This is a genomic window from Bradyrhizobium sp. (assembly GCF_030654605.1).
GTDB lineage: Bacteria > Pseudomonadota > Alphaproteobacteria > Rhizobiales > Xanthobacteraceae > Bradyrhizobium.
The window spans coordinates 1-9,625 of sequence record NZ_JAURXB010000201.1 but is presented as its reverse complement, the minus strand read 5'-3'; the positions used below and the strand labels follow the sequence as shown (position 1 = coordinate 9,625).

Annotated in this window: 10 protein-coding genes; 6 read left to right on the top strand and 4 right to left on the bottom strand. The window is 62.6% G+C overall.

What is annotated here, in order from left to right; translation table 11 throughout:
- The first annotated feature begins 432 nt into the window (after nucleotides 1-432).
- The gene (locus Q7U29_RS18570; protein WP_304743825.1) at nucleotides 433-1,182 is read left to right on the top strand and encodes a Crp/Fnr family transcriptional regulator; all 750 of its coding nucleotides are present in this window, start codon (nucleotides 433-435) and stop codon (nucleotides 1,180-1,182) included.
- Nucleotides 1,183-1,278: 96 nt separating this feature from the next.
- Here Q7U29_RS18570 and Q7U29_RS18565 read toward each other — a convergent pair whose 3' ends face one another.
- Nucleotides 1,279-2,055, bottom strand: a complete 777-nt coding sequence (locus tag Q7U29_RS18565; protein WP_304743824.1) for a cyclase family protein — start codon at nucleotides 2,053-2,055, stop codon at nucleotides 1,279-1,281.
- A gap of 47 nt (nucleotides 2,056-2,102) precedes the next feature.
- On the bottom strand, nucleotides 2,103-3,092 hold the full coding sequence (locus Q7U29_RS18560; RefSeq protein ID WP_370691778.1) for a fumarylacetoacetate hydrolase family protein: 990 nt from the start codon (nucleotides 3,090-3,092) through the stop codon (nucleotides 2,103-2,105).
- Nucleotides 3,093-3,123: 31 nt separating this feature from the next.
- Here Q7U29_RS18560 and Q7U29_RS18555 point away from each other — a divergent pair, with 31 nt between their 5' ends.
- The 5 genes from Q7U29_RS18555 to Q7U29_RS18535 are packed head-to-tail and all read left to right on the top strand — an operon-like array spanning nucleotide 3,124 to nucleotide 7,157.
- Entirely contained in the window at nucleotides 3,124-4,113 is a 990-nt protein-coding gene (locus Q7U29_RS18555; RefSeq protein ID WP_370691780.1) for an ABC transporter substrate-binding protein, read from the top strand.
- 8 nt (nucleotides 4,114-4,121) lie between these two features.
- The gene (locus tag Q7U29_RS18550) at nucleotides 4,122-4,820 is read left to right on the top strand and encodes a GntR family transcriptional regulator (protein WP_304743821.1); all 699 of its coding nucleotides are present in this window, start codon (nucleotides 4,122-4,124) and stop codon (nucleotides 4,818-4,820) included.
- A gap of 11 nt (nucleotides 4,821-4,831) precedes the next feature.
- A complete protein-coding gene (locus Q7U29_RS18545; RefSeq protein WP_370691779.1) occupies nucleotides 4,832-5,632 on the top strand; it encodes an ABC transporter ATP-binding protein in 801 nt (266 codons plus the stop codon).
- A complete protein-coding gene (locus Q7U29_RS18540) occupies nucleotides 5,629-6,393 on the top strand; it encodes an ABC transporter permease (RefSeq protein ID WP_304743819.1) in 765 nt (254 codons plus the stop codon). Before Q7U29_RS18545 ends, Q7U29_RS18540 begins: the two co-directional genes overlap by 4 nt.
- The gene (locus Q7U29_RS18535; RefSeq protein WP_304743818.1) at nucleotides 6,390-7,157 is read left to right on the top strand and encodes an ABC transporter permease; all 768 of its coding nucleotides are present in this window, start codon (nucleotides 6,390-6,392) and stop codon (nucleotides 7,155-7,157) included. Before Q7U29_RS18540 ends, Q7U29_RS18535 begins: the two co-directional genes overlap by 4 nt.
- Nucleotides 7,158-7,174: 17 nt before the next feature.
- Here Q7U29_RS18535 and Q7U29_RS18530 read toward each other — a convergent pair whose 3' ends face one another.
- Together Q7U29_RS18530 and Q7U29_RS18525 are read right to left on the bottom strand one after the other, a co-directional pair.
- A complete protein-coding gene (locus Q7U29_RS18530) occupies nucleotides 7,175-7,882 on the bottom strand; it encodes a substrate-binding domain-containing protein (RefSeq protein ID WP_304743817.1) in 708 nt (235 codons plus the stop codon).
- Nucleotides 7,879-9,625, bottom strand: a 1,747-nt coding sequence (locus Q7U29_RS18525) for a xanthine dehydrogenase family protein molybdopterin-binding subunit (RefSeq protein WP_304743816.1), incomplete at its 5' end; no start/stop codon positions are given. The genes Q7U29_RS18530 and Q7U29_RS18525, both read right to left, overlap by 4 nt.

Sequence of the window (9,625 nt, the reverse complement as noted above, 5' to 3'; positions counted from 1 at the left end):
CGTCTCACCGAAATCGTATCGGCCAACCTCAAATCCGCTTCCCCACTGCCGATGTTACTGAAGGTCGGAGACAACGTTGATGCGACCCACGACCTGATCGTGAAGGTCTTTGCCCACAACGGGATCATCTACATCGGCCTTCACATGCTCTGCCCCAATCCGGAATTGAAGTGACGGCCGAGGCCCGAATAGACCGGTTGGCGGCTGGGGATTGATATCCCTCCGCGCCCCAGATCCAGCCCTTGCGCCTATTTAAAATTGTTCGCTTAATTATCGCATCCTTGGCGAGCAACCATTTGAAAGGCCCCGATATAACCGGGGCCTTTCTTGCCGTGCGCGGTCCGCGAGGGTATAAATTACGGCACGGCGGATCATTGCTCTTGTCAAAGCCTTGCATTCAGCAGGATCCGCCGTTGATGGGCAAAGTATCAGATGGTCGCGACCGGCGTACCTCAAGACAAGACGGGCGAAGCTCGCGAGGTTCCGAGCAGCAAATTATCGGTGCTGCGCAAGCATCCGATCTTCTGCGATCTTGAACCCGAGGCGTTCGACCAGCTCTGCCGTTACGCCAAGCACTCCACGTTGAAGCGGGGCGCCACGATCTTTTCCAAGGGCGATCCCGGCACCAGCATGTTTGCGGTGATCAGCGGTACCGTCAAGATCAGCACCTCCTCCGTCGACGGCCGCAGCGCGATTTTGAATTTGATCGGCGCCGGCGAGATCTTCGGGGAAATAACGGTGCTGGACGGGCAGGTCAGGTCCGCCGACGCCACGGCAAATACCAGCTGCGAGCTTTTCATCATCGACCGCCGCGAATTCATTCCGTTTCTGAGAAGCCAGCCGGCGCTGGCGATGAAGTTCATCGAGCTGTTATGCACGCGCCTGCGCCGGACCAGCGAACAGGTCGAACAGATCATCCTGCAAAACCTGCCAGGCCGGCTGGCCAGCGCGCTCCTTCGTCTCACCGAAAAACACAAGCTTGCGCCCGGCGGCCGGACCATCGCCGTGACCCAGCAGGAAATCAGCGAAATGGTCGGCATGACCCGGGAAAGCATCAACAAGCAGTTGCGGGTCTGGGCCGATCGGAAATGGGTGCGCCTCGAACACGGCGCCATCGTCGTGCTGAGTGCCGAACCGCTGCAGGCGATGGCCGAGGCGGGATCAGGCGACAACGGCGATTAGCTGGCGCCGTTGTGACGGTGGCGAATCCGCCGCATCGACCACGACAAGGCCCTGAAGGCTTTGCCGCGGCTCGCCGGTTAGCGACGCGCCGCAGCTTTACCCATCGATGATGGCGACCGCCCGGGTCCATCCCGCCGAGGCACGCTCGATCTTGACCGGGAAACACGACACGGTGAATCCGGTCGACGGCAGTTGCTCGAGGTTGTGCAGCTTTTCGATATGGCAATAGCCGATGTGTCGCCCGGCCTTGTGGCCTTCCCAGATCAGGCTGGCGTCCCTGGTCTCCGCGTATTTCTTCGCGGTATGGATGAATGGCGCATCCCAGCTCCAGCCGTCGATGCCGGTCAGCCGCACGCCGCGCTCGAGCAGATACATCGTCGCCTCATAGCCCATGCCGCAACCTGACGTGACGTAATCCTGCCGGCCGTATTTGATCCCGGCAGAGGTGTTGACCACGACGATTTCCAGCGGCGAGAGGGTGTGGCCGATGCGCTTCAGCTCGTTTTCAACATCTTTTGCCGTTGCGACATAGCCGTCCGGCAAATGCCGGAAATCCAGCTTCACGCCGGGTTGCAGGCACCATTCCAGCGGCACTTCATCGATGGTCCACGAGCGCTCGCCATGGTTCATGGTGGGATGAAAGTGCCAGGGCGCATCGAGATGGGTGCCGTTGTGGGTGGAGAGCTGTACCTGCTCGACCGCCCAGCCTTGACCGTCCGGCAGATCCTCGGCCTTCAGCCCGTCGAAGAACTGCAGCATGCGCGGCAGGCCCTGCTGGTGATCGATGTACTGGATGGTGGGATGTCCACCGGGCGGGTCGGCCGGCACGTCGTTTTGCAGCGGCACGGAAATGTCGATCAGTCGTCTGGCCATAGGCGTTTCCTCGAAGAGTTTTAATGTTTTTATCGATGTATCAAGCCTCAGGCGTCCTGCCGCTCGACCTTGTTTTTCAGAATTCCGATCTTTTCGACCTCGAGTTCGATGCTGTCGCCGTGTTCGAGATACCAGCCGAGTTCAAGCCCGCAGCCGTTGCCGACGGTGCCTGACCCGATGAATTCGCCGGGCATCAGGGTTTCATCCCTGGTGACGTGGGCAATGATCTCCTCGAACGAAAACAGCATTCCTTCGGTAACGCCCTGCGATCGCATCTTGCCGTTGACGCGGGCTTCCATCCTGAGTTTGTAGGGGTCGCCGATCTCGTCCGGCGTGACGATCCACGGTCCCATGACGTTGCCGCCGTCGAAGCTCTTGCCCTTGGCCGGGCCGAGCCGTCCTTCCATCTCGATGCGCTGGGCATCGCGCGCCGAGAAATCGTTGAAGATGGTGTAGCCGAAGATGTGGTCCGCGGCCTTCGAGGCCGGGATATTGGCGCCCTTGTTCCTGGTAACGATGCCGAACTCGAGTTCGTAATCCATCACCTTGCTGTAGCGCGGCCACTTCACCGTGGTGTTGGTTCCGCGTACGCTGAAGCGGTTGGTGAAGTAGTAGATCGGTTGCTTGCGGTAGACCTCGGGCAGTTCGCCAAGCGGTTCGGCGTCGATCCGCGCCAGCTCCGCCATGTCGTTCTTGGCGCGCGCCGCGAGCTTGAGCTGGCCGCGCGGAGCCTGCAGAATGTGCAGTGGAAACGACATGCCGTCGCGCATTTGCCGCGGCTCGGGGATCGGCGCCAGGATCTCGGCAGCGGCGACATTTTCGGACAAGCTTTCATCCTTGCCGCTCTTGTCGAACAACGTCCGGGCCTGGTCCAGGGCCGGGGAGCCCGCATCGATCAGCGACAGCATCGACGCGAAGGCCGGATTGGATTTGCCCTCCCGGTCCGCAGCCGCTGCCAGGTCGAACAGCCGGGAGTCATCACGGTGGACCAGACCGATCTTTTCCCGGCCGCCGGATCGAAATGTCGCAAGTTTCACCGCTGTCTCCCCTTGTGGTTTCACAAAATATATGATCATTAAAAATATCGATAAACAAGAGGCGATGGAAAATATCGCAATCGGGAGGCGATCCATGACCAGATTCCTGGCGGCAGTGAGTTTTGCGGCGCTTCTGGCCGCCGGCCCTGCACAAGCACAGACCAAAATCCAGATCGGCTGCACCGCGACTTCCGACTGCGCTTCGGCCATGGTCGCGATCGACGAGGGCATCTTCAAGAAACATGGGCTCGATGCCGAAATGGTGTTGATTGGCATCAATTCGAACATTCCGGCCGCGATCCTCTCCAACTCGATCCACATCGGAGGGCCAACCTCCACCGTGTTCCTGCAGGCAGCCGATGGCGGCCTCGACCTGGTAGCGCTTGCGGGTGCGAGCGTGATGAGTCCAACCACGAACGGCAATGTCAGCGCGTTCGTCCGCAATGGTATCGTCATCAACGAGCCAAAGGATTTCATCGGCAAGAAGGTCGGTGCGCCCGGGCTCGGAGCGTTCCTGCATGTCCTGTTCGTGAAATGGCTGGTTGAGAAGGGCGTTGATCCCAAGAAAGTCAATTTTGTCGAGGTGACGTTCCCGACCATGATGGATATCGTGAAGTCGGGCAGTGTCGATGCCGTCCTGACGGCTGAGCCGTTCGTGACCCGGATGACAAATGCCGGACTGGGCTCGGTCGGCGCCCGCTATGCAGTTGAACTCGCGCGGACCGAACCGATCATTTTCTACGCCGCCTCGCGCGAATGGGCGGAGAAGAATCCCGACACCATCAAGAAATTCCGCGCGGCGATTGCCGAAGCTGCCCCCATCGTCAACAACGACCGGGAAAAAGCCTCCGCCTCGATTCAAAAATTCACCAAGCAGCCCATCGAACTGGTCAAGGCCACGCCGCCGAACCGGTCGGAACCGATCCTCAAGGCGGAGCAGCTGGCGTGGTGGATCGACATCATGGCGTCGCAGAAAATGTTGCAGAGCAAGCTCGACCTCAACAAGCTGATCCTGAAATAGAACAGGGCATGACATCGGCGGTGCAAAGCGGTTCAGGAGAGGTGTCCGGTTCGGACACCTTGAGCGAGCGCGCGGCCAGCCTGGTGCAGCGCGACATCATTGCCGGCGATCTCGCACCTGGCGCGCGCCTTGGAATCGTTGATCTGGTCCAGCGCTACGACATCGGCGCCACGCCGCTGCGCGAGGGCCTGTCCCGGCTCATTTCCAGGGGACTGATCGTCGGAATCGGCCAGCGCGGTTTCCGGGTGGCCGATGTCAGCCGCGAGGATCTGCAAGACATTACGCAGATGCGGACGGTGGTCGAGATCGAGGCGCTGCGGCTTGCGATGACGCATGGCGACGATGTCTGGGAAGCGGGAATTGTCAGCGCGCTGCATCAAATGCGCCGGCACATTCAACGAACCGGCGACAGGTTTCGCGAGGGGGCGCCGGAGTTCGACGCCTTGCACAAGGCATTTCACACCGCGCTGCTGGCGGCTTGCGGCTCGCGACGGTTGCTGACGGCGCATTCGGATCTCTATGATCAGGCCTACCGGTATCGCCGGGTCATGATGCGCGGCCTGGGCAGCGGCAAGGATTTTGTCGCAGCCCATCAGAAGCTGGCGGATCTGGTTCTTGCGCGCAATGACGATGGCGCACAAACCATGCTCAGGTCCCATTTGGGCTCAACGCTCAATTACGTCTATCCGCCGGCCAAGGGGGGCTAGTCGTGAACAGGATTGCTGCCGTAAATCAAAGCGCGAACGGCCCTCGTCCCGGGCGGGCTCAGATCGCATTTTCCGGCGTCACGCTCAATCTCGGCGGCAAGGCAATCCTGGAAAATATCAGCCTTGACGTGAAGCCGGGTGAATTCCTCTGCATCATCGGCGCGTCGGGCTGCGGCAAGACCACCGCGCTGCGGCTTGCGGCCGGATTGTATCAGCCGACCAGCGGTACCGTGGCCTTCGACGGCAAGCCGATGCTGGCGCCGCGGCGCGATATTGCCATCGTCTTTCAGGACTACGGCAAGGCGCTGCTGCCATGGCGAACCGCCTCCGGCAACGTGTCGCTGGCGCTGGAGGCGTCCGGCATGGCCGCCTCGCAGCGCGCCGCCCGCATCGACGAATTGCTGAAAAAGGTCGGATTGCCCAACCACGCCGGAAAATATCCGGCGGAAATGTCCGGCGGCATGCAGCAGCGCCTGCAGATCGCGCGCTGTCTCGCGCAGGAGCCCAAAGCGCTATTGATGGACGAGCCGTTCGGCGCGCTCGATGCGATGACGCGTCAGGGGCTGCAGGACGAAGTCCTGTCGCTGGTTCGTGCCAGCGATGCCACGGTCGTGTTCGTCACCCACGATCTGGAAGAGGCGATCTATCTGGGCGATCGTGTCATAGGCCTGTTGCCGCATCCCGGCCGCATCGGTATCGAGCTCAAGATAGATCTGCCGCGGCCTCGCGACCAGCTGACGACACGCGAAAACCCCGAATTCCTGCGGCTGCGCCGCGAACTGTTCGATTTCATCAAGGCGTCGGAAGCATGATCCCGGAGCGCATCAAGGCGCTGCTGCTTCCGATCACGATCCTGGCCATATTGGAGATCTGGGCCCGGGCGGTTCATCTGCAAAGCGACTCGCTGGCGCCGCCGAGCGCCATTGCCGCGGCCCTTGTCGAGGCATTCCAGGACGGCTCCATGCTGACTGCGACACGGGATACGCTGATCTCGGCGTTCGCCGGGCTCTCGATCGGTGGGGCCGTCGGCCTTGCCTTCGGTATTGCGCTTGGCATTTTTCACATCTTCGACCGCCTGATGGAAGTCACCATCGAGGCGATCCGGCCCATCCCGTCCATCGCGCTGTTGCCGATCGCGCTGATCGCGCTGGGTTTCGGCTATCGCATGGAGATCGTGATCGTCGCATTCGCATGCGTCTGGCCGATCCTGATTCTGACCCGCGCGGCCGTCGGCGGCATTGAGCCGCGTTTGATGGAGGTATCGCGCGCTCTGCGTTTGTCACCAACGGACCGGGTTCGCAAGATCATCATTCCGGCGGCGCTGCCGCGGATTTTTCTGGCGTTCCGCCTCGCCGCAGGCATCGCGCTGATCGTCGCCGTCACGGTCGAGATCGCGATCAATCCGATCGGGCTGGGTGCTGCGATCATGACCGCGCAGCAGGCGCTGCGGCCGGACCTGATGCTGGCCTATCTGTTCTGGATCGGCCTGATCGGCTACTTTCTGAACACCGGTCTCATGGTCGCGCAACGCCATTTGTTCGGGCGCGCGGCGCTGGTTGGAGATTCGGCATGAACCGCTCCGTGCTGTACTGGCGCGCCGCCAGCTTCGCCGTCGCCGCGGGCTTTGTCGCGTTGTGGCAGCTGATTGCCGATCAGCGGCTGGTATCGCCGGTGTTCCTGCCGGGACCGGATCGCGCCTGGGCATCGCTGGTACGGGGATTTGCCAGCGGCGACCTCCTGGACAAGCTGCTCGGGACCCTGGAACACATGGCCTATGGCTGGTTCGTGGCATCCATCGCGGGCATCGCGCTTGGCGCGATGATCGGGTCGTCACGCACGATGCGAAGTTACGTCGCGCCGTCGCTGGAATTCCTGAGGCCGCTGCCGGTATCTGCCGTTATTCCGGTCGCGATTGCGATGTTCGGGTTGACCCAGAGCATGGCGCTGTTCGTGATCGCGTTCGGCGCAATCTGGCCGATGCTGCTGGCAACCATTCACGGCTTCGCGGCCGTCGAGCCGCGGCTCTACGAGGTGGCGCGGTCGCTGCACATGTCGCGGTTGGCGATCATTTTCAAGATCGCGTTGCCGTCGGCAAGTCCCGACATCCTGGCGGGCATGCGGTTGAGCGTGACCGTGGCGCTGATCCTGTCCGTGGTCTGCGAAATTCTCGCCGGCCTCGACGGCCTCGGACACTGGGTGTTGCTGTCGGCCCGGTCGTTCCGCTCGGCAGACCTGTTTGCCGGCGTGATCCTGCTCGGCGTCATCGGCTATCTGACCGCGCTCGCGATGTCGATGGTCGAGAGGCGGCTGTTGAAATGGCGGTCGAGCGGCCATTGAACACCGTCTGCGCGACGTTACGGCCTGGCGTCAATGAAGCCGGCGCGTGTTCGCACCTCGCGTTGACCGGCGCCAATCAACAGATCGATCAGGCCCTGCGCCTGCGGCGCATGAGCGGCCCGAGTGGCCACCGCTGCCGTGTACATCGTCGAGAGGTCGCAGCCCCGGGGCAGTGAGCCCGATAAAGCCACGCCTTTGGTGCTGATGATCTCGGTCGATTGCGTGCAGCCGATCGGCCTGAGCGCGTCGGTTTCGGCCAGTTGGCGCATCGCGGTCGCGCCGTTCGGAAAGATTCGGAGCCGGCTCGCCACCTCGCCGGCGATGCCGAGTTGCTGCAGAATCTTCGCCACGTGGATTCCGGCGGTAGACGCCTTGATATCGGGAACGAAGATCGCGTCCGCTGCGCGCAACGCATCGCGCAGCCCCGCCTCATCATTGACCTTGACCAAGGAATCGCCGGTGCGGACGGCGACCGCGGTCTCCACCATGCCAATGTCGGCGATGGAAGCGGGGACCACCCAACGCTCTTCCGCCAGCCTGGCGATAATCGCCGCCGTCAGAATAATGATGTCGGCCTTGGTGCCCGAGCGCAATTTGTCGGCCATGGCGCCGACCGCGCCGAACTCACCCGTTATGTCGAGGCCGGTCTGCGCCTTGAATTGTGGCGCAAGACTGGCGATCAGGCCCTGCGCCGCGCCGCCGCTCAGGATGTTCAACGCCGTCATGAGCTCAATTCCATTGCGGCGATCAGGCTGTCGCGTGTGATCGGCAGGTTGCGGACGCGCACGCCAAGCCCATCGAACACGGCGTTGGCGATCGCTGCTGTGACCGGGCCGTGTGCCGCTTCACCGGCGCCGAGGGGGTAACTGTCGGGCCGCTGGATCAGCTCGACCTGTACGTCGGGCACTTCGCTGAAGCGAAGGATCGGATAAGCTCCCCAGGTGGTGCTGGTGATGCGCTGCCGGTCGAAGCGGACGCGCTCCTTCAAGACCCAGCTGGTGGCCTGGATCGCGCCGCCTTCGATCTGGTTGATCACCCCGTCCGGATTGATCGCTTCGCCGACATCGACCGCGATAGTCAAGCGCCTGACGCGGATGTCCTCGGCCCCCTCGACCTCGGCGATAACAGCACAATAGGCGCCGGTGTTCTTGTAGCGCGCAAAGCCGAGGCCGTAGCCTGTGCCGGCCTGCTTGTCCGGCTCCCACTTCGCACGTTTCGCGGCGGCGCGGATCACGTCCTTGGCACGCTCGTCCGACAGATGGCGCAACCGGAAATCGACCGGATTCTCGCCGCGCTCGGCGGCGAGCTCATCGAGAAAACATTCGATCGCGAACACGTTGCCTTGGGCTCCCAACGTCCGCAGCGCGGAGGTTCGGATGGGCATGGTCAGCAGGCGATGACTTTCGATCCGCCAGGCCGGAAAATCATAGAGCGGGATCGAATTGCGATCGGCGCCGCCGCCATTGGCTTGCGGCGGATTGGTGGAGATGGTGCGCGGAAACGGATTTGCCAGCTCGGTTCCAGCCAGCAGCGCCGGTGAAGCTGCGCGTCCGGGCCGTGCGGCATGACCGTTGCTCCAGATCGAGTGATGCCAATTGACGATCTCGTGCTGCGCATCGAGATCGGCCTCGATCTCGATCGCCATCGCCGCTCCGAACGGCGCGTGGGACATCTCGTCCTCGCGCGACCATTGCACACGGACCGGCCGTCCGTCGGCCGCCCTTGCCAGCAACACGGCGTCGAGCGCGACGTCGTCGGCGGCATTGTGCCCGTAGCAGCCGGCGCCCTCCATATGCTCGACCGAGATGTTCCCGGCCGGCAATTTCAGAACCAGCGCGAGATCGGCGCGGAGAAGATAGACCCCCTGGCTGTGGGTCCAGACATGGACCCGGTCCTGCGCGGTCCACTGCGCCATGGCGCAGGACGGCGCGATCGAGGCGTGCGCAATATAGGGACGGGTGTATTGTCGCCGGATTGTCCGCGTCGCTCCGCGGGGCACTGACGCCGTCCTGGTGTCGATCACCGTCGGCTCCGATGGCTGGGCCTTCAGGAACGCAGCCAGTTGGTCTTCGTCGGGAAGCGTGTCATCTGACGACCATGTCGCGCCCTTGCGCAAGGCTTTGACGGCGGCCTGCGCACTATCCTCGGTTTCGCTGACGACCCCCACGAAATTGCCGTCGCGCACGATAGCGACAAGGTCGGTGATGGCGCGCGCGCCATCCTCTTTCAAAGCGGTGAGTTTCGCCGCCGACAGCCCCGATCGCAGCACCCGGCCATGCAGCATCCCGGGGAGCGCGGCATCGTGAATGAAACGGGGGTGCGCGAAAACCTTGTCGGGGATATCCAGCCGCTGAACCGAATGTCCAGCCAGTGAGCGCTGGGCTGACGCCTTGGGCACGGCTCCCGGCGTCGCGTCGCGATCCAGGGAAACCTGCTCGGCGAGCTCCCAGTAGCTGGTCCTGACATTG

Coding starts and splice junctions, on each gene's coding strand:
- Q7U29_RS18570 (WP_304743825.1), top strand. CDS start 433: ATGGTCGCGACCGGCGTACCTCAAGACAAGACGGGCGAAGCTCGCGAG.
- Q7U29_RS18565 (WP_304743824.1), bottom strand. CDS start 2,055: ATGGCCAGACGACTGATCGACATTTCCGTGCCGCTGCAAAACGACGTG.
- Q7U29_RS18555 (WP_370691780.1), top strand. CDS start 3,124: ATGATCATTAAAAATATCGATAAACAAGAGGCGATGGAAAATATCGCA.
- Q7U29_RS18550 (WP_304743821.1), top strand. CDS start 4,122: ATGACATCGGCGGTGCAAAGCGGTTCAGGAGAGGTGTCCGGTTCGGAC.
- Q7U29_RS18540 (WP_304743819.1), top strand. CDS start 5,629: ATGATCCCGGAGCGCATCAAGGCGCTGCTGCTTCCGATCACGATCCTG.
- Q7U29_RS18535 (WP_304743818.1), top strand. CDS start 6,390: ATGAACCGCTCCGTGCTGTACTGGCGCGCCGCCAGCTTCGCCGTCGCC.
- Q7U29_RS18530 (WP_304743817.1), bottom strand. CDS start 7,882: ATGACGGCGTTGAACATCCTGAGCGGCGGCGCGGCGCAGGGCCTGATC.